Here is a 24,631-nt window from a genome sequence, read left to right as displayed (position 1 = left end):
CGAGGAACGCGATGGACACCGACATCGAGCCGACGGCAGGCCAGGACGAGCGCCGCCCCGTCAAGGTCACGGTCACCGTGAACAATCAGCCCGTGATCCTGCCCGGCCGTGAGCTCACTGGCCTGGAGATCAAGCAGGCAGCGATCGCCCAGGGCCTACCGATCGACATCGGCTTCCAGCTGTCGGTCAAGCGGGGGAACGGGCGCTACGAGGTCATCGACGACGGCGAGCGGATCCGGGTCCACCCGAACCAGGAGTTCCTGGCCGTGCCCCCGGACGACAACTCGTGAACACCCTCGCTTCGGCAATCACCGAAGCCGTCGACGCCGTCCGGGCCCAGTTCACCGGTCACCCGGTCGAGGTGGTTCCGGACGGCACTGGCGGTGTGTTCGTCACCGTCGAGGACGTGTCGGTCGGTCCCTCCTACGCTCCGGCTGTCACCTGGCTCGGGTTCCAGATCAGCGCCGCCTACCCGGACGCCGACGTCTACCCCCACTACGTTGGGCCGCTTTCGCGTACCGACGGGCAGTCCCATGGACCGGCAGTCCAGTCGACGGGTTGGCGCGGCCAGCCCGCACTGCAGATCTCCCGCCGTTCCAACCGTCGAGACGCGATCGTCGACAGCGCGGCACTCAAGGCCGAAAGGATCCGCCGGTGGCTCGCCGACCAGTGAACCCGCCCGCCGGGGGATGGAGCCTGACCGTCCCCCACCGCCTCTGGACGGAACTGTCGGCGCATCTGTTCCCCTCCGGCGGCGGGGCCGTGCTGCTGGCTGGCCATGCCGAAGGGGCGCGAGGCCCGCGGCTGCTGGCCTACGACCTGATTACGGCCACCAATGACACCGACTACATCCCTGGCGAGTACGGCCATCGCGCTCTCGCCCCATCGTTTGTCCGGGATGCGGCAGTCCGTGCCCGTGACGAATCTGCGGCCTACCTTGCGGTCCATGCCCATGGGGGGCTGGATCGGGTTCGCTTCTCCTCCGTTGACACCGCGAGCCATGAGCGTGGGTATCCGGCCCTGCGGCAGATCACCGGACAGACAGTCGGCGGGCTCGTCTTTACCCCACACGCCGCTGCGGGGGACCTCTGGCTTGCCGACGGCAGCCGCACACCCTTGACCGAGACCGTGATCCCGGGAGGCAATCTGCTGCGCCTTCGCCCCCGTCCGGCCACTGCCACACCCGCCGGGCCGGACCACGATCGGCAGGCCCGGCTCCTGGGCGACGTCGGGCAGGAGACGCTGAACCGGCTCCGAGTTGCGGTAGTCGGCCTGGGCGGTGTCGGCAGCATCCTCGTCGAAGAACTTGCCCGCCTGGGTGTCGGCACGCTCGTCCTCGTCGACGACGACACCATCGAGGCCACCAACCTGCCTCGCCTCGTAGCTGCCGGAAAGGAGGACATTGGCCGGCTCAAGACCGACCTCGCGGCCCGGAACGCGCAGCGCGCCAATCCCCGCATTCGTCTGATCCTCAAGGCCACACGCGTGGAGCACCCCGAGGCCCTCAAGGAGCTGGCGCTCTGCGACTGGATCTTCCTCGCCGCCGACAGTGCATCCGCCCGCCACTGGGTCAACGCCGCCGTTCAGCAGTTCCTCATCCCAGGCGTCCAAGTAGGCGTCAAGATCCCCGTCGATTCCGCTGGCTGCGTCGGCCAGATCCACACCGCCACCCGGATCATGCTCCCCGGCGACGGTTGCCTGTGGTGCAACCGGCTCATCGACTCCACTCAGCTCGCGATCGACATGCACCCCAAAGCCGAACGGGACGCCGCCCGCTACGTCCCCGGTGTCCCAGCCCCCAGCGTCATCACACTCAACACCCTCGCAGCTGCCGAGGCACTCAACCACTTCGTCCTGGCCGCCACCGGCCTGCATGATGACGACCACGATCACGCCGCCGTCATTCATCGCCCCCGTACTCGCCAGCGCGACCTGCAAGACCCCCGCCAGGACGCGAACTGTCGGTGGTGTACTCCGGCTGGCCGCCTCGGCCGTGGTGACAGCGGGAGCGTCGTGCAGACGGCCACCCTCTAACAAAATGTGTCGCACCTGTCCTGAACTGCGGCGCAGCGTTCGGTGCGACCTCACACGGACGTGCCCGGACGGACGTGAATGGGACCAGAACTGAGACCAGGGAACCGCGGCCGATCAGGGACTGAGGTCCACGCTGAGGCAGTCGTTCGAGTCCACCGCCATCCCGGTCGGGGTGTAAGCGATGACACCGTGCTCGGTCCCGGCCAATGCCCGCATCGCGGTGCAGCGCTGACCGGCGTCGCCACTGGTGTACTCGATCACAACTGAGTCCCTGCGGTCGGCTGGGTCGTCTTCATCAGGATTGCCGGGCAGGACGTAGGCCGCCTTCACGTCCTGGACGCGCTTCACCCAAGGGGGCACTCCGGCACCGTAGCTGGGGGCCACGCGTGGGGTGGGCGTGTCATCGGCCTGCGGCGTCGCCGCAGTCGTTGGTGAGACGGCCGAGGGGCTGCTCGGTGCTGAAGGTACCGCCGACACGTGCGGAGTCGCCGAAGCGGGCTCGTCCGGGTCGTTGCCACCGGAGTCAAGAATGAATGCCAAGGCGATGACGGCTATGAGTCCGGCACCGGCAAACAGGCCGGCCGCGGCCCGGGAGAGTGGTGGCCCCGCAGCAGCAGGTGGAGTCAGGGAGGTCAGTCTGTCCGGAGGGACGGATAGCTCGCTTCCCGTGCTGAGAACTCGTATCTCGACGCTGCCGTCGGCCGCGTGACCAGTGACATTGGCGCGGTTCCCCAGGTACAGGACGATAGAGCCGACTGGGAAGCTTTGTGGCGCAGGAGTCATAGCGGAACCCTTCGATTACAGGTGTTGGCTGGCTTCAGTCGTCGCGGCCGAGGATCTCCAAGTGACCCGCGAAGCTGTCGGCCAGGCTTGCCAGTACGGCCTTGCCCTTGGCCGCGGTCGCGTGGGATGGGAAGCCGATGACACCGGTTTCGGTGTACGCACTCATGCCCTGGACCAGCAGGAAGGGACGGCTGCCGCCGTCATGGTCGGCATCGGCGAATCCGTCGCATACCAGCTCGGGCGCCGCGTGAAGAAAGATGGACGTCTCGATCTCGCCAGCGTGCATGTCGGCGTGGCGGTCGGAGACGAGATCGGCGTGGTCGCGGGCTCGGTCCCAGTCGGCTCCGAGAGGGAACAGGGAGGCGGCGGGCCCGTCGATGTTGGCTTCCTGGACGATGTTGGACAGGACGTAGTTTCCGCCGTGGCCGTTGACGATCACCAGCTTGTGGATGCCGGAGCGGGCGAGGGACGCGCGGATATCGTCGATCACGGCGTAGAGGGTCTTCGCGCTGATACTGACGGTGCCCGGGAAGGCGGCATGTTCGTGGCTGCACGACATGGTGATGGGCGGCAGCAGGTGAATGGGGTATGCGCTGGCTATCTCCTGGCCGATGATGCAGGCGATGACCGTATCGGTGATCAGCGGGAGATAACTGCCGTGCTGCTCGAAGGAGCCGATGGGTAGTACCGCGACGCGAGGTCTCCGTTCCTGGACGTCGGTACTCGTGGCGGTCGGCAGCAGGTTCACGGCACTCCCTCGGTTGGCTATCGCTCAGCCCTCATCGTCAGGGCTGGACGGGTGTAGTCGTGCCGAAATCCCAGCACTGGACTGGTCCTGGCCCCCTGCCGGGAATAGAGCAGGCCGTGGATCGCCTCGACGGCAAACAGGCCACCACTGAACAGCTGGTGGCTCAGCCGAGGTAGGGGTACGTGCCGGCGAGGTAGTCGCCGATCTGCTGGCGCATGCTTGGGTGGATGTCGTACTGGTCGAGCTCGGCGGGCTGGATGAAGCGGACGCCGTCGGCCTCGTCGTTGATCGTGGGCTCGCCGCCGACGGGGCGGCCGATGTAGGTGTTCTCGTACTGCTGGCGGATCTCACCGTCGGTGTACGCCACGATGTGGTGGGGGTTGGTGTAGACGCCGAGGAGGCCGGTGATCTCGGCGACGATGCCGGTTTCCTCCAGGCATTCGCGGACCGCGCACTCGGCGGCGGTCTCGCCGATGTCCTGGGCGCCGCCAGGCAGCGCCCACTGGCCGGTGTCGCGGCGACGCTGGAGCAGGATGGCGCCGTTGTCGTCGATGACGAGCAGGTTGCTGGCAGGGATGAGGGTGTTGGCCTTCGGCGCGGTGGGGTCGTTGTAGTACTCAGTCCTACCCATGTGCGGCGGTCCCCTCCTGGTCGGGAGTCCAGGGCCGCGAGCAGCCCGGACGGCTTCGCGGCCCGATCGTAGTTGCTGCGCACTCGTGGCGCCCTTGCACGGCAGCGGTGGGCGTTGGGGCGTCCTATCTGGCCTCGGCAGGGGCACCATCCGGCCACTTGGCGCGCCACCGCCGTGAATCCGTTGCGAGGGGCTTGCGGCATCCCTATCCTCGTGACCAACGCGTCGACGGAGACGAGTAGCCACGGATCACGCGAGCAGAGAGAGCCGCCGGCAGCTGTGAAGGCGGACTTGCACCCGTAGTGAAGACCCTCCCGAGCGCGGGGAGGAAAGGCCCCCGGGCCCAATGCCCCGCCGGTTTGCCCCCGTCATCGGGCTGAATGAGGCCGCCGCTGTCTGGCGGTGGCAAAGGCGTGGTGGCACCGCGAGTACCCTTCTCGCCCACGCTTCCAAGGGATCATGACGACGCCCCTGGAGGGCTGCGATGATCCACACGACTAGCCGCGTACTGGCTTCTGACCTACGCGCACACCTCGACCAGACCGTCACCGTCTCCGGCTGGGTGAACGCACTCCGGCTGCAGCGCAAGATGCAGTTCGTCATCCTGCGGGACCACTCCGGCATGGCCCAGGTGACCCACAAGCGCGACGGCGGCCCGCTCGAAGCAGTCATCGAATCGCTTACCCCTGAGTCCGCCGTCCGGATCACCGGCCGCGTCGTAGAGGCGGCCCAGGTCAACCTGGGTGGCCTGGAGATCGTCCCCGAGACGATCGAGGTGCTGAACCGGGCGGAGACGCCGCTGCCGATCGACGAGCACACCGGCCCCGAGCACCGGCTCGACTGGCGATTCCTCGACGTACGCAAGCGGGCCACCGCGCAGATGGTGTTCGCCGCGCAGACGACCCTGGAGCAGGGGCTGCGCGAGTACGCCATGCAGAACGGCTGCACGGAGATGCACACGCCGAAGCTGATGGGCACCGCCTCGGAGTCCGGGGCGGAGGTGTTCAAGCTCGGGTACTTCGACCGGTCGGCCTACCTCGCGCAGTCGCCGCAGTTCTACAAGCAGATGGCCGTGGCCGCCGGCATCGACCGGGTCTTCGAGATCGGCCCCGTCTTCCGGGCCGAGCCGTCGTACACCTCCCGGCACGCGACCGAGTTCACTGGCGTGGACGTCGAGTTGTCGTGGATCGACGACGTCGAGGACGTGATGGCGTTCGAGGAGCGGATGCTCGCTCACGCCATCGCGAAGGTCAAAGAGGTTCACGGTGAGGCGATCCGGGAGGTCTTCGGGATCGAGGTCGTGGTGCCGGAGGCTCCGTTCCCCAGGATCACGATGGCCGAGGCGCAGGAGATCCTGCGGGCCGGCGGCTGGGACCCCGAAGGCGTCAAGGAGGACCTGGACCCGGAGGGTGAGCGAACCATCGCCGCGCACATGAAGGAGCTCACGGGCCACGAGTTCGTGTTCATCACGCACTACCCGGCCAGCATCCGGCCCTTCTACCACATGCGTCCGGCGGACCGGCCGGACCTGACGCTCAGCTTCGACCTGCTCTGGAAGGGCCTGGAGATCACCACCGGGGCCCAGCGTGAGCATCGCTCCGACGTGCTGCTCAAGCAGGCGGAGGAGAAGAGCATGGACACCGAGCCGATGCAGGACTACATGAACATCTTCCGGTTCGGGTGCCCGCCCCACGGCGGCCTCGGCGCCGGCCTGGGCCGGATCCTGATGGTCATGCTCGGCCTGGACACGATCCGCGAGGCCGCGTTCCTGTTCCGGGGACCGAACCGACTCACCCCCTGAGCCAGAGGTATGGCGCACCGCTGCCCCACCGCCGGCTGGCGGTGGGGCAGCGGGTACTCGCTCAGTACCGGGTGTGGCCGAGGTCGAGGGTCCATGCCTCGGCAGGGTTCTTGTCCCAGTGGTCGCGCAGGGCCAGCTCGCGGTTGGCGTACCGGCCGCGGCGGGAGAGGCCGCCGTGGGAGAGCGTGACGCTGAGCGCGAGCGGCGATTCGGTGGTGACCCAGTGCGGGGTCAGGGCGTGGCTCCACAGCTGGTCGCCTGGCTGCATCGTCACCGACTGCCGCTGCGCCTCGTCGTGCGGTGGGGGATCTTCGGCGGTGGTCTCACCGAGGACCGCAGCTTCGGGGGACAGGTGCTTGTCGGGGTTGTGGTAGCTGTGGAAGGTCTTGACCCCTTGGACCTGCCACACCAGACCGTGCGAGTTGTCGTTGTGGTAGGTCGAGGCCGCCCCTGCGGTGGACAGGAACAGGATCGGTGCGCACCGCTGCCACGTGAATCCCTGGGACGACAGATGGGTGCGCCAAGGCACCATGACCTCGTCCTGGAAGCCGGTCAGGATCTCGCCGTAGAACCGGGCGAGGTTGAAGTGCACCAGGCGGAACGGCCACGTGGCGATCTCCTCGACCGGGGCCGTCCGGAACGCTGCGGTGCGGTCCATGCGCACCTTCCAGTCATCCTCGCCGAGGACCGTGAACCGCACCTCCTCGTCCCGGCGGACGTGGTCGAGGATGTCGATCGCCGGCAGGAACAGGTAGTCGAACGGGACCTGCATACGGAAGTTCGGCGGCTGCCTCCAGTGGCTGTTGAAGTCGTTGGGATCGGTGACGGAGACCGACGGTTGCACGTGGACCCCCAAGGTCAGGCTGCCGCGCAGTCGCGGGACGCGGGGCGGCAGATGGCGGCGCAGTCGGGTCCGACGCGGTCCGTGGCCGGGGCGTCGAGGAAGGCTCGTATCTCGGTACGTGGGGCGTGGACACTGACCTCGGATGCTCCGTAGGGGCAGTGCCGCACCTCGCCGTCGGCCGACATGTAGAGGGTGGCCGACCGACAGGGGTGGCTCTCCTCCTTGGACAGCTGTAGCTGCCGCAGGTCGTCGAGGTAGGAGCGGTATCCGTTGGACAGGCGGAAGTACTGGTCGAGTGCCGCCGTGTCTCGGGCCCTCTGCATCAAGGAGTCCTGGAGTGATCGGCTGTCCCGGCGCAGAGCGTTTTCGGAGAGGAGGACGGGGCTGAGCTGAACGTCGATCCCCGTTCCCGCTACGAGGTCGGCGAGCTGGGCGGCTTCCTCGTCGTCCACGTCCCAGTAGGTGAGGTGAAGGACCTTCGAGGGGGTGTCGACGGCGTCCAGCGTCGCGACAGCCGAGGCCGCCGTCCGTGTGGTGCGGCCGAGTGTCATCGCGCCCTGCGAGTCTGCGGAGACGGTCACGTTGGTCAGAAGGTGGCCGACCTCCACGAGGGCGGTGACCTCAGCCTCCGAGCGGGCCGAGGTCACCATGGACACCGTCATGCCGAACTGGAGGGCCAAGCGCACGAGCTGCCGGAGGTCCGGGTGGTGGGTCGGCTCACCACCGGTCAGGCACACGCCCTCCACCCCGGCCTCCTTCAGCCGCGACAGGGCACGCGTGTACGTCGCGGTGGTGAGGAAGCCGCGAGCTCGGTCGGCCCGGAAGCAGAAGCTGCACGCGACCTCGCAGTGGCCGGCCGTCGAGACCAGCGCCGTACGAACGGGGGTACTCATTGCACCCCCGTGTTGTCCCAGACCGCGATGGCCACGGTGCTGGTGTAGAAGGCGCACATCTGCGGGTCGGGGGTGCTGCCACCGATGAGCGCCTGCTCGTTGCGCGACGGGCCGCCGCAGATGGCCAACGCCGGACAGTCGCCGCACGCGGGGATCGGCGCGACCTTCTTCGTCGCCCTTGTAAGGCGGCTGGGGTCCGACCGCAGCTCATCGAGTGTGTGGAGGAACTCGGGCTCGGTGAAGTTGATGTCGCACACGCTGACCCGGTTGCCGGGCAGCAGGGCGGCGTTGAGGCTGCGGTCGCCCTGCATATGGTCGAACAGCATCGGCCGGCGGGTGTCGAGGGCCTGGAAGGCCCGGTCCAGGACGGAGAAGAGCATCCCGCCCTTCCCTAGCGCGGTCAGGCGGGCCTCGTAGAGCTCCCGGGCCAGGTCCGCGCCGTTCACCCGCCACTCGCCCCCGGTGGGGATGGGCGTGTTGACGTAGATGAACTTGAGGCCGAGGTCGTCGATGATCCACTGCACGCTCTCGGCGAGGCGCCCGATGTTCGACGCCGTCGGGGTGAGGTTGCAGCCGACGTGCAGGCCCTTCGCCTCGACCAGGCGCCGGACGTTGCGGCGGATTCGGTCGTCCGCGGGCTGCCCGCCGAGGAGCAGCCGGTTCGCCGAGTTGATTCCCGGAGGGCCGTCGATGGAGATGCCCACCCCGTACTCACGCTGTACGAAGTGGTCGAGGGCCTCGTCCGTCAGGCGGGCGCCGTTGGTGACGACCGTGCGCCGGACCCGCTCGACGCCATAGCGGGCGGCGAGGGTGTCGGCGAGTTCGTCGCCGTACTGCATGAGGTCGAAGCGGATGGTCGGCTCGCCGCCGAACCACTGGATCGAGACCTCCTCCTGCCCGGCGTTCTGCTCGAACAGGAACTCAAGGCCGGCGGCGAGCTCCTGCTCCGTCATGTCCGGCTTGCCGCTGTTGGTGTCGACGAAGCAGTACGTGCAGGCCATGTTGCAGCGGTCGGTGAGCACCACCCGCAGGCCGCTGATCCGGCGCGGTGTCGGGTCGATGCCCAGGGTGTGGAGGCGGTGGTGGAGTGCTTCACGGCGGTCGGCCGGGGGGCCGTCCTGGGTGAAGCCGAGCCCGGCGAGGGCTAAGTGTGTCGCGGTCGGGGGGACCCCGGCGAGGTCAGAGACCTCGCCGGAGTCGAGAAGCACACTCTCCAGCGTGACCGGGTCGAGGAGGACAGCCTCCCCGTCCCGGTCGTACTGGAAGTATTTCCCCCACAGCAGCTGGGGAGTGGCCACTGGGTCAGGCCGCCGTTTCCTCTTCGGCGATACCCAGCTCGGCCATGACGGCGCGGACCTTGTCCTCGGCGTCGGCCTGGAGCCGGGCGGAGGCCGCGGGGGAACCGCCGTCGGAGAGGACGATCACACCGGGGAGCGTCGGGTTCGGCGCGATGACCGTGAGACCGGCCGGCTCGGTGCTGATGACCATGACCGCGCCCTCCAGGCTGACCCAGTCGGTGCGGTCCTTCAAGGCCTCCAGGATGCGGCCCTGCTTGTCGCGGAAGGAAGCACGCTCACCCATCCACACGCCCGCCTTGGACTTGGAGTCCACGACGTCCGCGTAGATGAGGTGGTTCTGCTTCTCTTTCCTGGGCTTCGGCATAGCTGATCTCCTTGGTGGAAGGGTGACTGCCCGGGACGGGCAGCTTGGATCCGCTCTGGTGCCGCCGGTCTGGTGCCGTATGGCGCCTCGCCGGTTTCGTGCATAGCGCCCGGGGGCGCCGTCCCCTGCCCGGTGCCGAGCGCTCGGTCAGCGCCGGGCGGGAAGCCTGTTCAGCCCTTCGTGCGGCTGGTCTGTGCCGAGTGGGCGATCGGCTGGAGGGGCTGGAGGGTGTCCGGATCGGCGGTCCGTTCCCGACCCGAATGGTCCAGCGGGCGCATGTGCGCCACCTTCCTGACCGGCCTGCCGGTGAGTTTCGATGCGTAGATCAGGACTGCGCCGACGGTTCCGCGACGTCCGCTGGCGGGGTGTGCGACGTCCTGGCCGAGGAGCCGGTGCCCGGTGTCCTCCGTGACCCAGACGTTCGCCTCCCTGGTCGGACTCATTGGGCACCCCCGAGGCCGAGGAGGGCGTCGAACTGGGCGGAGCTCCACGTGGAGGGGTCACCGTTCCGGCTACGGAACGCCTCGGCGGCCCGGGGCAGGCCGCGACGCTCCGACGGGGTGCCGGCGTCCGTCTCCACGTACGGGGCCACGACGGCCTCGTAGTGCGTGCTGGTCGCGCCAGGGGTTCGTCGGGGAAGCCGGGGGCTGCTCACGTCCACTCCCTTTCGCCGGGGTCGTCGAAGTGACGTAAGAGTCCCCCTGGTACGGGTGTCACGGCCACGACGCGGTGGGTGTCATCTGGTGCTCGCCCGGGTGACCGAGGTGTCATGGAGGTAGCTCCGCGATGTCATCTGCTCGGATTTCATTGCGCAGCAGGGGCGTTGACAGATAGGCACGAAGTGGAGCGGGGCGCGACGTGGCCCGTCTCCTGACCTTGAGGGAGCGACCGATGGACGATCCGGCGACGCTGCTGCGCGTCTTAGTCCAGCAGCGGCATTGGCGTTACAGGGACTTCGTCACGGCGTTCGAGCGCGCGGCCTCACAGGCCGGCGTGCAGGGCCTGTCGGTGTCCGAGGCACAGTTCCGGCGGTGGACCTCGGGCCGGATCAAGACCATGCCTGGGCCGGACACGTGTCGGGTACTGGAGCGGCTCTTCGACGTGGAGGCCGCGGCACTGTTCGGATCACCGCCCGCGATGTCGAACTCGACATCGGTGACTTCCACTGCGTACGACCTCGAAAGTGAAATCGCGATGACCGCACGTGACGCCGCCGATGAGGCGGGGGCTGCCGCAGCGCAGTCCGTATCCGACACGACCATCGACCAGCTCCGTGACGACGCACTGTCCCTCGCCCGCTCGTACGGGGTGGTGAGCGCCTTCGACGTGTTCCGGCGGGCGAAGGTCCTGCGCTCGGAGGCGGAGCACCAACGTGGACTCACCAAGGTGCCCGTACAGCAACAGGACCTGCTGATCGTGGCGGGCCAGGCGTGCGCATTGCTGTCGACCGCCGCGTTCGACCTCGGCGCCCTGGACGACTCGGCACGCCTTGCCCGGTCGGCGGCCCTGTACGGGGAGATGGCGCGGTTCGATCCTCTACGGGCCTATGCCACTGGATCCTTGGCAATCTGCGCGTATTTCACGGGCCGTCCTTCCGAAGCCGTACGGCACGCGCGGACCGCACTGGCCTACGCCGGTTTGGGCGATACGGCCAGGCGGCGGCTGTTGTCCATCGAGGCCCGCGCCCACGGGCACCTCGGAGACCGTGAACGGGCCACCCGCGCGCTCGTCGCGTCCACGCGGCAGGACAGCGGCGAGCGGGACGCCCTGCACGATGACGTCGGCGGTGAGTTTGCCTTCCACGAGGAGCGGCTGCTGATGTCCAACGGCACCACCGCCCTGCTCGTCGGCGACGGAGCGGGGGCGGAGGTAACGGCGCGACGGGCGCTGGAGCTGGTCGCGTCCCGGCCGCCGGCCCGGCAGTCGGTACCAGTACGGGGCAAGGCCGCAGCCGACCTCGCGGCGGCGCAGCTGCTCCGGGGCGACCTGGACGCGGCGGCTGCGACGTTGGAGACGGTGTGGGCGATTCCGGCGGAACAGCGTGTGGCGGGGCTGCTGGAGCGCACCGGCGGTTTGCGACGGGCTCTGACAGCCCCCGCGTTCAGGGAGACACCGGTGGCTGTCACGCTCGGCGAACAGATCGAGGAATTCGGGCGTCTCTCGGCACCGAGGCAGCTGGGTACGGGGAGCGGGCTCCTCGCCATCGAGCCCTGACCCTGCCCCCTGTTCCTACGGGTGGCAGAGGGCGGCGAGGATCAGGGCCTCCTTGGCAGGGTCCACACCGTGCTCGGCCCACCTCGGATGTTCGACCGGTCGACCGTCTGCCCGCATCCACGCCCAGGTGTCGGCAATGGTGTCGGCGAGCGGACGGCAACGGAGCCCGCACGCCACGGCACGGGAGGCGTCAACGGACCACACCCCGGAGTGGGTGCGCCACAGCGGGAGCTCTGTCCACTGCTTGACGCCGTGAGTGGTGAGGGCCGCCGCATCGGCCCACGCCGGGCTTCCGGTGCTACCGGTGACGGCCAGGCACTCAGCGATGAAGTCGGCCCAGCTGATGCCTTCGGGGTGGGCGATGTTGAACGCCTGGCCGGGGCCATCGGGGCCGGCGGCCTGATCGACGGCGAAGGCGGCGACGTCTCGTACGTCCACGGGCTGGATCATTCGGGCGGCCGGGGCGGGGGCAACGATCGGGCCGCCGCGCTGGGCACGGGTGAGCCACCATGGGAGGCGGCCGACGTACTCGCCAGGCCCCAAGATCACTCCAGGCCGCAGGAACACGACGTCGTCCCCGAAGGCGGCGCGCACCGCAGCCTCCCCGCCTGCCTTCTGGAACCCGTACTTCGTCGGGCTGCCATCGGTGCCGGTGTACCCGAACGACTCATCGGCGTCTGGCGGGCACTCCAACAGCGAGGAGTCCTCGGTGAGCGGGTCGTGAGGCCAGCCCTGATAGACGGACACCGTGGATACGTGCACCCACCGGGCGGCGGCCGGGCGCAGAATGTCGGCGGCGAGGAGCACATCACGGGGTGGGAACTCGCTGCTGGACGTGTCGATCACGGCATCCCACGGTCCGTGTGAGGCGAGCCGCTTCAGGTCGTCGGGACTCGTCCGGTCACCCCGGACCGTACCGGCGCCCTCGACCGCACCGGACCGGCCCCGGTTGAACGTCGTTACGTCCCATCCGCGCCGAAGTGCGTCGTCAACGATCGCGCGACCAAGGAACCAGGTGCCACCCATCACGAGAATCCGCATGGGGTCGACCCTGCCACGAAGCACCGTACGGGCACCATCCCGGCTCTCAGGGCGGCCCTTCCCGGATTGTGGCCGGATGACTGGCTAGTCGGACAGGCGCCCCAGCAGGGCGCCCTGGCCGGACTGGAGAATGTGCGCGGCCTCCAACGGGATCCAGAAGCACTCGAAGTGAGTCGGCTCCTGCTCGCCGTCGTGGTTCTCCTGGCTCATCCACCGCTCCGGGGTCGGCTCGGTGAGCTCCAGGTGGAAGACGTGCCGGCGCTGGATCTCGAACCGGTACGGGCTGATGTCGTACTCGGTCTCACCGAGCTTGCGGACGATCTTGAAGTCCGACAGGCCGGTCTCCTCGCGGACCTCGCGCAGCGCGGCGGCCTCCGGGGTCTCACCAGTGCGGATGCTGCCCGCGGGCACCTGGATGCCGACCTCCTCGTAGGAGTAGTCGGTGTGGCGGAACACCAACAGGTGCCCGTCGCGCACGACGTAGACGAGGACCTTTTCCTTCGTGACCTTCTCGGGCATAGCGAAACCTCTACTTGGTACAGGAGCTGATCCGGGGCCCGGCCCGGTAGAGGACCGGGGAGTGCTTGTCTCGGATCGACCGCGATCGGTGGGTGCCCTGGGGAAACTCACGAGTCTAGGCCCCCAACTTGCTGTCTAATCAGCGCTATTCAGTCGATGAGCTGGCCCGCCTCCGCGCGTGCGCTGGCGAGCCGGCGAACGAGTCGGCGCAGTTCGCGGCCAGGGCAGAGAGCCGCAATGTGGGACCGCACGCGCTGGAGCAGCTGGAAGCTGACATCCACCGCCTCGTCGTTACGTACCCCAACCGGCCCTTCGGGCCTGTCTCATTTGCGGGAACAACCTGCTCGCTAAGTCGCAGCTTCAAGGCAAGACGACCGCCGTGCACCGAACGACGCCCGAGGCGGCCAAGCTGCGCGACCGCATCAAGGAGACGATCAAGACGTGACCCTCGCCCCCACCGACAGCGTTACCGTCTCCCGCCGCGTCCTCATCGACGCCTGCCGGACCCTCGGGCTGGATACCAGGGGCGCCGAGCCGATCCGGATCGCGGAGAACGCGATATGGAGGCTCCCCGGGAAGGTGGTAGCCCGGATTTCCCGCCCCGGGGGCACGCCCGCGGCCTCACGTGAGATCGCCGTCGCCAACTGGCTTGCCGACAACGGCGTCCCCGCCGTACGGCCGGCCCCCGGCATCGCCCAGCCCATCACCATCGACGGCCGAGCGGTGACCATCTGGGAGGAACTTCCGCCGCACCGCGACGGGAACGTCAACGAGGTCGCGCACCTCTTGAAGGCCCTCCACGCGCTTCCGGAGCCCGACTTCGACCTTGAACCGCTGGAGCCGTTCCGGAAGATCCGCACCAGGCTCGACCAGGCGAAGGCCATCAAGGAGACCGACCTGGAATGGCTGTACCGCTACACGGACAGTCTCGAAGAGGCATGGCTCCGGCTCGTGGAGACCCCTGGTCTGTCGCGGTGCGTCCTGCACGGGGACGCCTGGGTCGGCAATGTCGCCTCCGCTGACGACGGCACGGCCTATCTCCTCGACCTCGACAGCTTCACCGTCGGCCCGCGGGAGTGGGACCTGACGTGCACCGCTGTGAAACTCACGTCCACCAGCAGCATCACCCGGCACGACTACGAGGACTTCTGCACCGTCTACGGCGCGGACGTCACCAGCTGGGACGGGTACGAGGTCCTCCGGGACATCAGGGAACTCCGGATGACGGCTTACGCCGCCCGGATCACGACCGAGCACCCCGACCACCCCCATGCCCGCCACGAGACCCAGTACCGAATCGAATGCCTCATGGGGGGCAAAGGACAGCGGCCTTGGCGGTGGACTGCAGTGCCGTAGCGGGGGTGCCGTCGCCGACGTCCAACCCGGCCACAGGCGGTTCTGCGATCGGCGAGCCTGGTTAAACCCCTCGGGGGCCAACGCTGAACTGTGTTGGCCCTCGAGGAGCATTAGAAGCCGTATCTCAACCGAACGTGATCTCTTGATTTCTGCTGGTCAGGCACGTTTCGCTCGAGGTGAGGGAGGGATGCGGCGTCTTGTATCCGCTTCATGACCGAGGGGTGCGCGATGGCGTCGGTGCTGGGAATGCTGGAGGAGCGGGAGGCGGCTGCCCGGTGCGGGTGGAGGGCCTGCGGGAGGAAGCCGCGCGGTTGGCTGAGGTGTTGGAGGCCGCGGAGATCGAGCTGGACCGGCGGGTGATCGCGCGGGAGGAACTGCTCGAGGCCCTGGCCTTGTCCGCCGCCGAGGAGACTGCCGTGACCGAGACGAAGCAGGAAACGGTGCCCTCGCCGGTGCCGGGATCGGTGGTGCCGCCCTGGCGGGATGGGCTGCCGTTGACCGTGCTCGCGCCCGACTACCAGCGGATTCTGGGCGTGCTGGAGGCGCGGCGGTCCGTGGGCAAGGGGCCGGTGATGGCCAGGGAGATCGCGGCGGAGTTGGGCCTTGGGACGACGCCGGGGAAGGTCGAAGGGGTGCGTTCGAAGGCCAGGCGCCTGGCGGAACGCGGGTGGCTCCTCCTGGAGGCATCGGGGATGTTCAGTGCCGGCCGGCGGCCCGTGGCCGTGCCAGACGCCGGCCCATCCGCGTGATCATCGACCACCGGATCACCGCCTCGCTGGTGGCGGTCAGGGTTTCGTAGTCCCGGGCCAGGCGGCGGGAGTTCATCAGCCATGCGAACGTGCGCTCTGCCACTCAGCGTCTGGGGAGCACCACGAACCCTGTCATGTCGTCGGTGCGCTTGACGATCTCCAAGGTCAGGGCGAGTTTGTCCCGGCACCAGTCGACGAGGGAGCCGGTGTAGCCGCCGTCGGCCCAGACTAGGGTGATGTCGCTGTGACTGCGGTGACCGCCGGCGCTGGCGACGGCCAAGTCCTCCACGCACCCCGCCCCGGCCGCACCATCGAACTCACCCCGTTGGACACCGCCATGCCCTCCCGCGACTACCGCGGGGCGACGCGGGCGTGAAGGACGGGGACTACCCCTCGGGCTGATCGGAGACGGTGCTCTTGATGTTGTCAAGCAGCTCAACGGCATGCGCGGCCTGAGCAAGAGCCTGCGCAAGCTCAAGGGGGACCTGCCGGTGAGCGTAGAGGTTGCGGGTGAACTTGAAGTAGGTCCGCAGTCGGAGCCGGTAGATCTTCAAGACCGTGTTGTAGGCGAACAGCTCGTCACCAAGGTGTTCGATGAACTCGCCGACGAGCCTCTGCCCGTATCCGTCGTCGTTGCCGACGATCACCCGAAGAGCCTCCTCGACCGCGACGCCCACCTCTCGCAGGGCCGTGTCGTAGTGGCCGTTGTCCAGGTTCGTGCGGACCGCGGGGAGCGCGGCGGGCATCTCGAAGGAAGCCGCCAGCTGCTCCGTGACCGTGTCCCAGCCGGCGGCCGTGACGGTCATCGGGCTGTCAACTCCCCGATGCTCGAAGGCTGGGTAGTCGTACGGGTCGATGTCGCCCCAGAAGTCTTCCTCGTCGGGAAGCTCAGGCAGGCTCGGCCAGTCGAACTCCCGGACCGTTCCGTCCTCCTCCCGGAGGAGCGGCTTCTGGCCCCAGCGCCAGCCGGCCTCGACACGCTGGCGGAGCGCCCATTCGCGCTCGCTGATCGGCGTGACGCCCTCGATGAGCCCCTGCTTGGAAAGGGCGATGAGGTCCTCGTGCCAAATCGCGATCTGGAGGGCGTCCTTCGACCACGGGTCCCTCGGCCGCCCGGGCTTCTTCGGGTCGTAGTCGTAGGCGCTAAAGAGAACACACCTGTCGATATCGCTGATGGGCTCAAACCGTGTGCCCTTCGGGAACTGGGCAAGGTCGAACAGGCCGTGTCCGCCACCCGGCGCGCAGGGGTAGGCAGGCCAATCCGCGTGGATCGCCATGATTCCGCCGCCGTAGCCCGCCCCGAACCAACCGGGGTGATCAGTGATGGAGCCCGACTCAGGGGCCTTCGACTTCTCTTCGCTCACACAAACGAGCATGTCACCCAGGCCGTCCCCGCTCACCACCTTTTCAGCCCTCGGACACGCAGCCCTACCGGGTAGCCGCGGTTCAGGGGCCAGGGCCCCGCCGGCCCGGAGATCGCTTCCTTCGCGTCGCGGGTGCGCTACGGTTTGACTCAACGGCATGTCGTGAAAGCCGTTTCCGGCTTGCCTCTCGCCCACGGAGGCATCCGTCGCCGGACAAGGTCCTCAGGTCCCACGCCCCCGTAAGTACGTGCTGCGCTTCGCGCACGACGTCAATGGCCGTGGGCAGCCGAGGAGGCGAACGTGCCACCCAAGTCCGGAAACGCCAAGCAAAAGCAGCTCGCCAGGGCGCAGCGCCGTGCCGAAGGCCGTACGCGCCGGCTCCCCTCCGTGCTGGACGATGTCCGCAGCTGGTCCGGGGCTCTCAGCATAAAGGTCGCGGCCGGCCCTTCCGAGAAGCCGAGCACGGAGCTCGTGCGGGTCTGCAACAAGCAGCATGGCGGCTACACCATCTTCGACTCCGAGGTGCCCCTCTACCGGTGCGCGCGCCCTGCCGGGCACGAGGCCATCGACCAGCTCGGGGACGTTCCGCCCGGCGAGGTGTACTGCGGCATCGGCGGCTTCGACTTCGCCGTGCACATCTTTCACGGCGAGCAGATGGCCATGATCGACCACGAGACGGCCATGAACACCGACCCCGCCGAGCGGGAGGCCTGGCTCGAAGCGGAGAACGAGGCCTACTTCGAGCAGCAGCGGCTCTTCGCGGACGTACCCGAAGACGCCGACCGCTTCATGATGCCCGCCTTATAGGGCACGGCTTGCGCGGCGGGCCGCCTTGGCGCCCGCCGCGCACCCATGACGCCCCGGCCCGCCGTCGTGTGCGGCCCGCGGGCCCGACGTCCAGCACGTGCGCAGTCGGCGGCGGGCATCATGCCGGGCATGAAGGCAGACGAGATCCTCAAGAAGGCCGAAGAGATCCAGGCAGTTCAGCTCGCAGCGAAGAAGGCGGCCACGGAGCCGCTCGCCGCGATCCTGGCCGAACGGCTCCAGCTTCAGCAGGACCTGGCCGCGACCGAGTCACCGTACGGCAAGGCCTACGTGGCCGCCGAGGCAGCTAGCTGGTCCGCCGTTGAACTCGCCGCGCTGGGCGCCGCCGATCCCACGCTCCGACCGCGCGGCCGTCGGGCCCGGGGTGGCAAGCATGTGCCTCCTCCGGGCCTGGAGGCGGGGCCGGAGATCCCCTCGCAGGCACCGGTCAACGCCTAGCAGCCGCCGTTCACCCCAGCGGGGCAGGGATTCGGTCCGCAGAGCGGACGTCCGGACCGGAATCCCCCGGTGAGCATGCGTGGCCGGCGCCGCCGCCGTCTGCGGACCGGCCGAGCCGGGCAAAGGCGGCCAGCGGCGAGGAGGGGCGGCGGGTGGCCCGGACCGCACGTCCGTACCGCCGCGGAGCGGGCTGCGACCGTGCCCCCGCCGTCAATCCGTCCCTGCGTGAGGCGATCGCGCCCTCCGGCCGCAGCTGATGGGGGCGGGCTACTGCCGCGATGTGGCCCGGCCCGGCACCACTCTCCAGCGCTGCACGCCTCCTGTGGCGAAGCGTCCGGCGAACCATGGCCGGGGCGGGGCCTTTCGACCTGCCCGGAACCTCGCATTCCCAGTCGCCTCGGTCGCTGCCCAAAGTCGAACTGCACGGCACCCCCACAGACCGAACCTCACCCGGGGCACGCTCCGCACCGGACGAGACGCGGCCACGGCTGCTGTCGCCCCCGCCCCGGCCCGTACGCCGTGAGGCCTGGGTGGGTGGGGTTGGGCGTGGGGCCCTGGCATCAATGCTCTGGAGGTTCCCCGGTTTGGCTGACCGTGGGATCGTCGGCTACCTTTCGCCGCGCTTTCTGTGGTCAGCGCCGACGGGTGGCGTCGTTCGCTGCCGTGTTCGCGGGTTTCGCGGGCGCCGAGGACGGGATGTCGCGCTTGCCTCGGGCGGGTGTGGTGCGGGGGCTTTCCGGGTCGGCGGGCAGGTGGGCGAGGCGGCGCAGGCGCCAGACGAGTACGTCGCTGATGGAGGTGGCGCTGTCCAGTTCCCGGCGCCGGGTGGCTTCGGCGAGCAGGGCGGCTGGGTCATGGCCGGCGGCCTGGGTGTCGGCGAGGGTCGCGGCCAGTGCGGGCCAGCCGGGTTCGGCGAGGATCTGTTCGGCGAGCTCGGGCAGCGCTTGGCGCAGGGCGGTGGCCTGATGCTGCCGTTGGGAGACGGTCAGGCGCAGACCGCGTTGGCGGATCACCGCGGTCGGCTGCGCTGCCGCCGCCTGATAGACGGCACGTAGGTGCTCGGCTGCTTGGAGGGCGGCTTCGGCCTGCTGGTCGTGGTGGCGGGTGCGGTGCCAGTGCCGGGCGGCGATGACCGCGAGGAGCACGGCGTCCAGGAGCATCGCCAGTGCTGCCCCGTCCTTGGGTGAGGGCTCGCGGACGATCGTCTTGATCGCGCGCCGTGTGGCGTGGGCCTGCTCGTGGTGGGCCCGGATGTGGGAGCGGCTGGCCCGCTCGAAGGCAGCCGCAGCCTTGAGGAGCTGGGCCTGCAGGTGGGCGGGTGCGGCCAGAGGGAGGACGTCGAGGGTTTCGGCGAGGACCGCGATGTGGGCCTGCCCGGTCGCATCGTCACCTTGGTCGAGGACATCGGGGATCTGGTCGACGGCCTCTGTGGCCCGCTTCCAGGCCGCGGGCTGGACGGTCGGCTGCTGGCCCGCCGGCTTGGGGCCCGCAGTGGTGGTGGTGAGGCGTTCGGCGATCTTGGGGTAGGACAGGTCCGGGGCGAGGGTGGAGCCCGAGAACCAGACGGGTTCGCCGTCCTTGTTGGTGTCGCCGTCGAGGGCGATCCTGTATCCGCGGAGGTCGCCGGAAGGGAAGCGCTGGATGTCCACCAGGACCCCCGTGCTGGCAAGGATCGTGAAGAACTCCTCCGGGGACGTGGCCGCGGCCACCGCGGTACGGACAGTGGTGCGCAGGCGCTCGCGCGGGGTTGCGGCGGATCCTGCACGGCGGGCCTTCTCCTGCTCCGCGCGAGTGGGGCGTTGTGCGGCGCTGCGGTCGCCGCGCAGGACTTGGCGCAGGCCGTATTCCTTCTCGATGGCGGCGAGTTCGTTGTCGGCGTGTAGGTAGTCGTTCCAGTTGCGGGGTGGGCGGAGGTCGCCCCGGACTTTGGTGGCGACGATATGGATGTGGTCGTCCGCGTGGCGGACGGCGATCCATCGGCAGGAATCCAGGTCGCCAGCGGGGGCGATTCCGGTGGCGTTCAGGACGCGGCGGGCGATGGTGGCCCACTGGTCGTCGGTCAGGAGCGGGTCTTCGGGGGCGGCCCGGATCGAGCAGTGCCACACGTGGTCCTTCGGGGCCTTGTCGCCGGCTTGCTTGACGCGGAGGTCGAGGGCGCTGGTCAGCTGGGCGAGTGTGGCGTTCGGGTCGCGGCCGGGGTCGGGGGCGAAGCCGTCCCAGGAGGCCACGAGGTGGGGGTCGGTGTGCTCGTTGGCGCGGCCGGGTCCGTAGAGGTAGTCCAGGACGCCTCGGGTCTTGGTGCCGGCCTTGCCGATCTTCGCGATCAATCAGGCCGCCTGCTTCGCCACGGCCGTCCGGTACGCGGCGAGGTCGATCGCCTCGGCTGCCGTACGGGCCAGGGCGAGGAGACGTTCGGCCTGGGCCAGGACGGCACTGTCCACAAGGTGGGGATGGCCGCCGGAGTTCAGTTTGAAGGCGATCTGGTTGACGTTCTTGCCGATCGGGGCGATCTCCGCGCGTAGGGCGGCGAGCTCGTCGATCAGGTCGTCGAAGGAAGTGCGCTGGCCGGGGACCTCGAAGTCGCCGTCGAGGTAGGCCATCACGATTGCACCGACGAGATGAGCGCCGGCCAGGTTCAGGCGACGGGCCTCGGCGAGAATCGCGGCCTTTTCGTCGACGCTGTAACGGACATCGACGCGTTGCTGACGCTGGACTTCTTCACGGGTACGGCGACGGGCGACACGGTAGAGCGCGGCTTCGTCAGCGGCACGTACGAGGGCGGGCATGCAGACGGGCACGCCGGTCCCTCCCTGCTCCGGTGCGCCCTCGCGCCGGAGCTCCTCCTCCGCCACCCCCGGGGCGGAGGCTGCGTTGGACCGGCCCTTGGACGGTCCAACGCCATACCTTGCTGCCCGGTCGGTGGCTGGTGTGGGGGTCGCTTGCTGCTGGTTGCGGGAGGTGGTGAGAGCTGGCTGATCGTGCACGGAAGAAGCTCCTTGCTGGGGAGTGGGATTGGGCGAGGTGGGCAGGGGTCGGCGGCAGGCTCGCCTCACCACGGTTCGAGAGGAGGCGCACGGGGTGGGCTGCTGGTGAGGCCGAGCGAGTGGTAGGGCCCCTACGGACCAGCTGGAGGCGCTGGTCCGTAGGTCCCTGTTCCGGCGCTCCGTGGCTGACCGGAGATCCGGTCAATCGGTGGAGGCGCCGGTACCGCTGTCCTGTTCTGTGAGCAGGAGCGCCCTGAGCTCGGTCAGCCGGTCCTCGGCGATGGTGAGCCCGGCGTCGCGCACGGCGTTCCGCAAGACAGCGCGGGTGGGCTTTCCGTGCACTGCTATGGCCTGGCGTCCGATGACGAGCAGTTCGTTCATTTCGGCGCCCGGAGGGCGACCGTAGCGCTGCGCTATCAGGCCGCCTTCCTCAGCGGCCGGCTCCGTGCCGTCGGGTGCAGGGCTCGTTTCGTGCAGTGGCCGGTGGGGCTGCACGGATGTGGGCGGCGGGTCCTCGGGATGAGCGTCGTGATCGGGGTGTTCCCTGGCTTCCTCCTCTTCCGTGCTGTTGCCGGCGTCCGATCGGCTGGGTGGGCGCCTCGGCTCGACGGGGGGTGCGGTGTTCCGGGCGGGGTTGGGGTCGGCCCAGGGCGAAGGCAGCTCGATGGTCGCCAGCGCTATTGCGTGGCGGCGGGCGGCGAGCTGCTGAAGTAGGTCGAGGCGCTGACGGTCGTCGATGCCCACCGAGGCTTGGGCGACGGCCCGTGACAACCGTCGTGCGATGCGCCGGCCTCGCCACCTGCCGCGCTGCTTCGGGGTGCGCTCGGCGAGGCGTGCGGCCAGGGCGACGGCCTTTCGGGTGGCGCGGTCGCGGGTGATCTGCGCGGCGTCGCGGTCGCGTTCGGCGATGCCCAGGCGGGAGAGCAGGCGTTCGCGTATCTCGCGGCCGGCTTGGGCGAGGATGCTGCGGGAGGCGGCTTCCGGCTTGCGGAGACGTAGCTCGATGCCCATGGCCTGGTGCCAGAGCAGTGCGGCCAGGACCGGGCCTACGAAGGCTCGCACGGTGCCGCCGACCAGGCCGGACTCGGCGTACGCGGGGATCACCTGCACGGTAGTGATCACCCAGGTCAGGGTTCCCGGCAAGCCGGGGGCCTGCTTGGGGCCGTGGAGGTTCTGCCGTGCCAGCAGCGCCGTGGCGAACAGGGCGAACTCCGCGGCGGCGAACATGGCGGCGCGTTCGGCCGTGCCGCTCATGTCCAGGTAGTTGGCGGCGAACCGCCAGCTGGTGTCGGCGCTGTAGGCGGTGCAGCCGACCGCGGCCAGCGCGGCGATGGTGACGGCGGGGGATCGGGTCTTGCGGCTGCCGCCGTTTCGGTGCGTGCCTCGCTTTGTAAGTCGCCTGATCAGCAGCGCGGAGCAGGCCAGTGCGAGGGCGATGCCCGCGAGGGACGTGGCGTTCCAGTGCCCTAGTGCGGGCAGGGCGAGTGGTGTCATGCAGGGGTCTCCGGAGACCCGCCCGCGCCATGCGGGCGCGGGCGGGCGGTGTGGTGAGGGCGATGAGGTGGGAGGGCGGCGCCGGCGGCGGAGCGGCCGGGGCTACGAGGCCAGGGGGGACGCGGTAGCGCGGACGAACCGGAGCGGGAACCGCGTGTGGGCAGGTGGCTCAGCGCCTGGCGGAGCGAGCGGGGCCCGTATGGGGGGTGCCGATGGTGCTCGCCACGGGGGCAGGGCGCGGTGCAGCCGCCTGCCGGGCGGGGGGTGCGGCGGCGAGATCGAAGCGGCCCGGGTGGGGTACGGCGCGTGGGGTGTTTCCCCGCGCGGCGCCGTCGGGGCCGGTGCGCCGCATGCGGCAGGGGGTGCCTGTGTGGGCGTGGCACCACGGGCACGGGACGCTGAGAGCGTCGGGCAGTCCCGCGGCGGTGTCGGCTTCCCGGCCGGCGCGAGTGGGCCGGTAGGGCGCGAGCTGGGCACGTGCCGCTGGAGGGATGACGGATCCGACGGAGCGCAGGCGGGCCTCGACGTCGGGGTGCGGGCCGGCGGTGAGCTCGTGGAGGGTGGACGGCGCGGCCGCGCCGACCGCTACGGCGCGCCGGTTGCCGCGCAGTTCGGACAGCCACTCGGGCAGGTTGTCCGGGTCGGCGACTGGGAGGGGATCAGTGTGCCGCTCCAGGCGGTCGCGGCGGTAGGCGTCCCACCGGCGGGCGACATCCACCGGCAGGATCCGAAATCCGGAGGTGCGGGTGTGTGCCCATATCGCTTCGCGGACGTCCCAGCCTTCGGCGGTGAAGGGCACCTCGGCCAAGATCTCGTGCCACTGGGCGATCTGGTCACGGGCAGTGCCGCTGTCCGTGTGGGCGGTGCGCGTGTCGAGGTGTCCGACGTAGGCGAGCAGGATGGCGATCTCTCGGAGGTCCAGGGTAGTTATTCCGTTCCGGTAGGGGTGTCGTGGGCTTCGAGTTCGGTGAGGGCGTCGAGCAGGGCGGTGGTGTGCTGTTCGGCGCGGGTCCTTCCGGTCGCAGGACCGGAGGAGGCGCCGCCTGGCAGGGAGCGCAGGTGCGGGCGGCCAGGAGCGGGAGTGTGTTCGCGGGTGATCCACTCGCGCCAGTCGGCGGACCAGGCGGCGGCGGTGCGCGGTCCCCAGACCGCCCGGTAGTTGCGCCACTTCTCGTCAGCCGCTCGCAAGGCGTGCTCGCCGAGCCGGTCGAGGTGGCCCTGTTGCCGCAGCCATGTCTGGGTGGCGTCGTCGATGTGCCACTGGGCGGCGGGGATGAGCGGAGAGCTGCTGCTCTTACTACCGTTCATCTTTGGTTCTCTACTGTTCTGGGGGTCGGATTCCGGTCCCCTGCCGGGTTGGAATCCGGTCCCCCCAGGGGTTGGATTCCGGTCCCCAGGGCCGGTTTCAGGCCCCCCTTCAAGTGGCTTCGACGGGCCGGATTCCGGCCCGGTGGGGGCCGGATCCCGGTCCCTCGCTGTGACCTGCTCGGCGAGGAACCGGGCCGTATCGGGGAGGTGGTAGTACCTCTCGCCGCGAGGGCCCTTGCGATCCTCGATCCACACCAACTCGCCGCTGGCGATCAGCTTGTCGAGGGCGTCCCGCACGGCGCTGCGGGACGAGTTGGCCCGCTTCATGAGGGCGGAGACCGAGGCGTACGCGATGCAGCGGCCATCGACGCATCGGTCGGCGATCAGCACGAGGATCAGGCGGGCGGTGCCCTTGCTGCGGCTGTGGTCCCACACCCATGCGCGGGCGTCGTGACTCATCGGGTGGCGGCTCCTTGGTGAGGGCGGGCAGGGGGTAGCCCGCTTCGGGTGGGGGAGGGGAGGGTGCGGTGTGCGGGCGTGCGGTGCTGGCAGCTTCGCTGCCCGGCCTTGGAGTGCCGGGGCTTGCTGTGTCCCCCGGGATCAGCGTTCGGGGTGCATGGACAAGACAGCCACATTGGTTCGCGCAAGTCCAGCATTCCACCGAGAAAGCAAACAGCTCACGGCGAACATGTCCCTGTGGGTGTGTAAAAACGGTAGACCCGAATCCCCGGTTGACCAAATAGCTCGGGAAATTGGCGGGACGAATAGGGTAAGTCGCGACGCTTCGGCCATGTCTCCGCGCACCCCCGCCGTTATCTCCAGGTGCTCCATCTATGCAGGTCGGAAGCGTGCAGACTGCGGGCGGTCCTCCAGTCGACGGACCTGACGGGTCATTATTTGGTCAACCGGGGATCCGCTGCTATGTTTCGCAATTTTCCGGCGG

At 69.3% G+C, this 24,631-nt stretch carries 27 protein-coding genes; 9 read left to right on the top strand and 18 right to left on the bottom strand.

The genetic code is table 11. The annotated features are described in order from the left end of the window. Positions 1-11 precede the first annotated feature (11 nt). The 3 genes from AC061S_RS01025 to AC061S_RS01015 are packed head-to-tail and all read left to right on the top strand — an operon-like array spanning position 12 to position 2,034. The gene (locus AC061S_RS01025) at positions 12-290 is read left to right on the top strand and encodes a multiubiquitin domain-containing protein (RefSeq protein WP_478683862.1); all 279 of its coding nucleotides are present in this window, start codon (positions 12-14) and stop codon (positions 288-290) included. Further along, the gene (locus tag AC061S_RS01020) at positions 287-673 is read left to right on the top strand and encodes a hypothetical protein (RefSeq protein ID WP_478683861.1); all 387 of its coding nucleotides are present in this window, start codon (positions 287-289) and stop codon (positions 671-673) included. Before AC061S_RS01025 ends, AC061S_RS01020 begins: the two co-directional genes overlap by 4 nt. Further along, on the top strand, positions 655-2,034 hold the full coding sequence (locus AC061S_RS01015; protein WP_478683860.1) for a ThiF family adenylyltransferase: 1,380 nt from the start codon (positions 655-657) through the stop codon (positions 2,032-2,034). The genes AC061S_RS01020 and AC061S_RS01015 overlap by 19 nt, the downstream gene beginning before the upstream one ends. Before the next feature lie 114 nt (positions 2,035-2,148). Here the strand turns inward: AC061S_RS01015 and AC061S_RS01010 are convergent, their stop codons facing one another. The 3 genes from AC061S_RS01010 to AC061S_RS01000 all read right to left on the bottom strand — a co-directional run bounded on the left by AC061S_RS01010 (position 2,149) and on the right by AC061S_RS01000 (position 4,196). Then, positions 2,149-2,394: a hypothetical protein gene (locus AC061S_RS01010; RefSeq protein ID WP_478683859.1), complete on the bottom strand. Its 246-nt coding sequence runs from the start codon at positions 2,392-2,394 to the stop codon at positions 2,149-2,151. A gap of 457 nt (positions 2,395-2,851) precedes the next feature. Beyond that, complete coding sequence (locus tag AC061S_RS01005; protein ID WP_478683858.1) at positions 2,852-3,565, bottom strand: creatininase family protein; 714 nt, start codon at positions 3,563-3,565, stop codon at positions 2,852-2,854. Positions 3,566-3,728: 163 nt separating this feature from the next. Next, positions 3,729-4,196 carry an NUDIX hydrolase gene (locus AC061S_RS01000; protein WP_478683857.1) on the bottom strand — a complete coding sequence of 156 codons (468 nt, stop codon included), beginning with the start codon at positions 4,194-4,196 and terminating at the stop codon, positions 3,729-3,731. 484 nt (positions 4,197-4,680) lie between these two features. Between AC061S_RS01000 and aspS the strand changes: the two genes are divergently transcribed. After that, positions 4,681-5,997 carry an aspartate--tRNA(Asn) ligase gene (aspS, locus tag AC061S_RS00995; RefSeq protein ID WP_478683856.1) on the top strand — a complete coding sequence of 439 codons (1,317 nt, stop codon included), beginning with the start codon at positions 4,681-4,683 and terminating at the stop codon, positions 5,995-5,997. Between the two features lie 61 nt (positions 5,998-6,058). On the opposite strand, the gene AC061S_RS00990 is transcribed toward aspS, so the two are convergent. The 6 genes from AC061S_RS00990 to AC061S_RS00965 all read right to left on the bottom strand — a co-directional run bounded on the left by AC061S_RS00990 (position 6,059) and on the right by AC061S_RS00965 (position 10,051). Further along, on the bottom strand, positions 6,059-6,841 hold the full coding sequence (locus AC061S_RS00990) for a hypothetical protein (RefSeq protein WP_478683855.1): 783 nt from the start codon (positions 6,839-6,841) through the stop codon (positions 6,059-6,061). Between the two features lie 14 nt (positions 6,842-6,855). Beyond that, on the bottom strand, positions 6,856-7,734 hold the full coding sequence (locus tag AC061S_RS00985; protein ID WP_478683854.1) for a radical SAM protein: 879 nt from the start codon (positions 7,732-7,734) through the stop codon (positions 6,856-6,858). Beyond that, positions 7,731-9,032, bottom strand: coding sequence for a radical SAM protein (locus tag AC061S_RS00980; RefSeq protein ID WP_478683853.1), 1,302 nt, complete (start codon positions 9,030-9,032; stop codon positions 7,731-7,733). Before AC061S_RS00980 ends, AC061S_RS00985 begins: the two co-directional genes overlap by 4 nt. A 4-nt stretch (positions 9,033-9,036) precedes the next feature. Next, positions 9,037-9,396, bottom strand: a complete 360-nt coding sequence (locus AC061S_RS00975) for a hypothetical protein (protein WP_266907177.1) — start codon at positions 9,394-9,396, stop codon at positions 9,037-9,039. 170 nt (positions 9,397-9,566) lie between these two features. Next, positions 9,567-9,839: a hypothetical protein gene (locus tag AC061S_RS00970; protein ID WP_478683852.1), complete on the bottom strand. Its 273-nt coding sequence runs from the start codon at positions 9,837-9,839 to the stop codon at positions 9,567-9,569. Further along, positions 9,836-10,051 (bottom strand): hypothetical protein, encoded by a 216-nt coding sequence (locus AC061S_RS00965; RefSeq protein ID WP_478683851.1) that lies wholly within the window; start codon positions 10,049-10,051, stop codon positions 9,836-9,838. The genes AC061S_RS00970 and AC061S_RS00965 overlap by 4 nt, the downstream gene beginning before the upstream one ends. A 236-nt stretch (positions 10,052-10,287) precedes the next feature. Here AC061S_RS00965 and AC061S_RS00960 point away from each other — a divergent pair, with 236 nt between their 5' ends. Beyond that, complete coding sequence (locus AC061S_RS00960; protein ID WP_478683850.1) at positions 10,288-11,610, top strand: DNA-binding protein; 1,323 nt, start codon at positions 10,288-10,290, stop codon at positions 11,608-11,610. A 15-nt stretch (positions 11,611-11,625) separates the two neighbouring features. On the opposite strand, the gene AC061S_RS00955 is transcribed toward AC061S_RS00960, so the two are convergent. After that, complete coding sequence (locus AC061S_RS00955; RefSeq protein WP_478684081.1) at positions 11,626-12,636, bottom strand: NAD-dependent epimerase/dehydratase family protein; 1,011 nt, start codon at positions 12,634-12,636, stop codon at positions 11,626-11,628. Positions 12,637-12,735: 99 nt separating this feature from the next. Continuing rightward, positions 12,736-13,170, bottom strand: a complete 435-nt coding sequence (locus tag AC061S_RS00950; RefSeq protein WP_478683849.1) for an NUDIX hydrolase — start codon at positions 13,168-13,170, stop codon at positions 12,736-12,738. A gap of 441 nt (positions 13,171-13,611) precedes the next feature. Between AC061S_RS00950 and AC061S_RS00945 the strand changes: the two genes are divergently transcribed. Next, positions 13,612-14,526: a phosphotransferase gene (locus tag AC061S_RS00945; RefSeq protein ID WP_478683848.1), complete on the top strand. Its 915-nt coding sequence runs from the start codon at positions 13,612-13,614 to the stop codon at positions 14,524-14,526. Positions 14,527-14,801: 275 nt separating this feature from the next. Continuing rightward, the gene (locus AC061S_RS00940; protein ID WP_478683847.1) at positions 14,802-15,275 is read left to right on the top strand and encodes a hypothetical protein; all 474 of its coding nucleotides are present in this window, start codon (positions 14,802-14,804) and stop codon (positions 15,273-15,275) included. A 103-nt stretch (positions 15,276-15,378) separates the two neighbouring features. Here AC061S_RS00940 and AC061S_RS00935 read toward each other — a convergent pair whose 3' ends face one another. Then, positions 15,379-15,564, bottom strand: coding sequence for a hypothetical protein (locus AC061S_RS00935; protein ID WP_478683846.1), 186 nt, complete (start codon positions 15,562-15,564; stop codon positions 15,379-15,381). 97 nt (positions 15,565-15,661) lie between these two features. After that, positions 15,662-16,639, bottom strand: a complete 978-nt coding sequence (locus AC061S_RS00930; RefSeq protein WP_478683845.1) for a hypothetical protein — start codon at positions 16,637-16,639, stop codon at positions 15,662-15,664. A 300-nt stretch (positions 16,640-16,939) separates the two neighbouring features. Between AC061S_RS00930 and AC061S_RS00925 the strand changes: the two genes are divergently transcribed. Both AC061S_RS00925 and AC061S_RS00920 read left to right on the top strand, forming a co-directional pair. Next, positions 16,940-17,446, top strand: coding sequence for a hypothetical protein (locus tag AC061S_RS00925; protein ID WP_478683844.1), 507 nt, complete (start codon positions 16,940-16,942; stop codon positions 17,444-17,446). 129 nt (positions 17,447-17,575) lie between these two features. Then, positions 17,576-17,902, top strand: a complete 327-nt coding sequence (locus AC061S_RS00920) for a hypothetical protein (protein WP_478683843.1) — start codon at positions 17,576-17,578, stop codon at positions 17,900-17,902. Positions 17,903-18,534: 632 nt separating this feature from the next. Here AC061S_RS00920 and AC061S_RS00915 read toward each other — a convergent pair. The 5 genes from AC061S_RS00915 to AC061S_RS00895 form a co-directional block, all read right to left on the bottom strand. Continuing rightward, entirely contained in the window at positions 18,535-20,229 is a 1,695-nt protein-coding gene (locus AC061S_RS00915) for a relaxase/mobilization nuclease domain-containing protein (RefSeq protein WP_478683842.1), read from the bottom strand. Then, entirely contained in the window at positions 20,230-20,886 is a 657-nt protein-coding gene (locus AC061S_RS00910) for a plasmid mobilization relaxosome protein MobC (RefSeq protein WP_478683841.1), read from the bottom strand. Positions 20,887-21,087: 201 nt separating this feature from the next. Next, complete coding sequence (locus tag AC061S_RS00905) at positions 21,088-22,380, bottom strand: hypothetical protein (protein WP_478683840.1); 1,293 nt, start codon at positions 22,378-22,380, stop codon at positions 21,088-21,090. A 169-nt stretch (positions 22,381-22,549) separates the two neighbouring features. Then, positions 22,550-23,302 (bottom strand): zinc finger domain-containing protein, encoded by a 753-nt coding sequence (locus AC061S_RS00900; RefSeq protein ID WP_478684080.1) that lies wholly within the window; start codon positions 23,300-23,302, stop codon positions 22,550-22,552. Between the two features lie 5 nt (positions 23,303-23,307). Continuing rightward, complete coding sequence (locus tag AC061S_RS00895) at positions 23,308-24,147, bottom strand: winged helix-turn-helix domain-containing protein (protein WP_478683839.1); 840 nt, start codon at positions 24,145-24,147, stop codon at positions 23,308-23,310. Positions 24,148-24,631: the final 484 nt, after the last annotated feature.

The organism is Streptomyces sp. CA189, assembly GCF_056428985.1.
The sequence above is the reverse complement of the archived record's forward strand: the minus strand, read 5'-3'. Positions and strand labels throughout refer to the sequence as shown.

Coding starts and splice junctions, on each gene's coding strand:
- AC061S_RS01025 (WP_478683862.1), top strand. CDS start 12: ATGGACACCGACATCGAGCCGACGGCAGGCCAGGACGAGCGCCGCCCC.
- AC061S_RS01000 (WP_478683857.1), bottom strand. CDS start 4,196: ATGGGTAGGACTGAGTACTACAACGACCCCACCGCGCCGAAGGCCAAC.
- aspS (WP_478683856.1), top strand. CDS start 4,681: ATGATCCACACGACTAGCCGCGTACTGGCTTCTGACCTACGCGCACAC.
- AC061S_RS00985 (WP_478683854.1), bottom strand. CDS start 7,734: ATGAGTACCCCCGTTCGTACGGCGCTGGTCTCGACGGCCGGCCACTGC.
- AC061S_RS00975 (WP_266907177.1), bottom strand. CDS start 9,396: ATGCCGAAGCCCAGGAAAGAGAAGCAGAACCACCTCATCTACGCGGAC.
- AC061S_RS00970 (WP_478683852.1), bottom strand. CDS start 9,839: ATGAGTCCGACCAGGGAGGCGAACGTCTGGGTCACGGAGGACACCGGG.
- AC061S_RS00960 (WP_478683850.1), top strand. CDS start 10,288: ATGGACGATCCGGCGACGCTGCTGCGCGTCTTAGTCCAGCAGCGGCAT.
- AC061S_RS00955 (WP_478684081.1), bottom strand. CDS start 12,636: ATGGGTGGCACCTGGTTCCTTGGTCGCGCGATCGTTGACGACGCACTT.
- AC061S_RS00950 (WP_478683849.1), bottom strand. CDS start 13,170: ATGCCCGAGAAGGTCACGAAGGAAAAGGTCCTCGTCTACGTCGTGCGC.
- AC061S_RS00920 (WP_478683843.1), top strand. CDS start 17,576: ATGAAGGCAGACGAGATCCTCAAGAAGGCCGAAGAGATCCAGGCAGTT.
- AC061S_RS00905 (WP_478683840.1), bottom strand. CDS start 22,380: ATGACACCACTCGCCCTGCCCGCACTAGGGCACTGGAACGCCACGTCC.
- AC061S_RS00895 (WP_478683839.1), bottom strand. CDS start 24,147: ATGAGTCACGACGCCCGCGCATGGGTGTGGGACCACAGCCGCAGCAAG.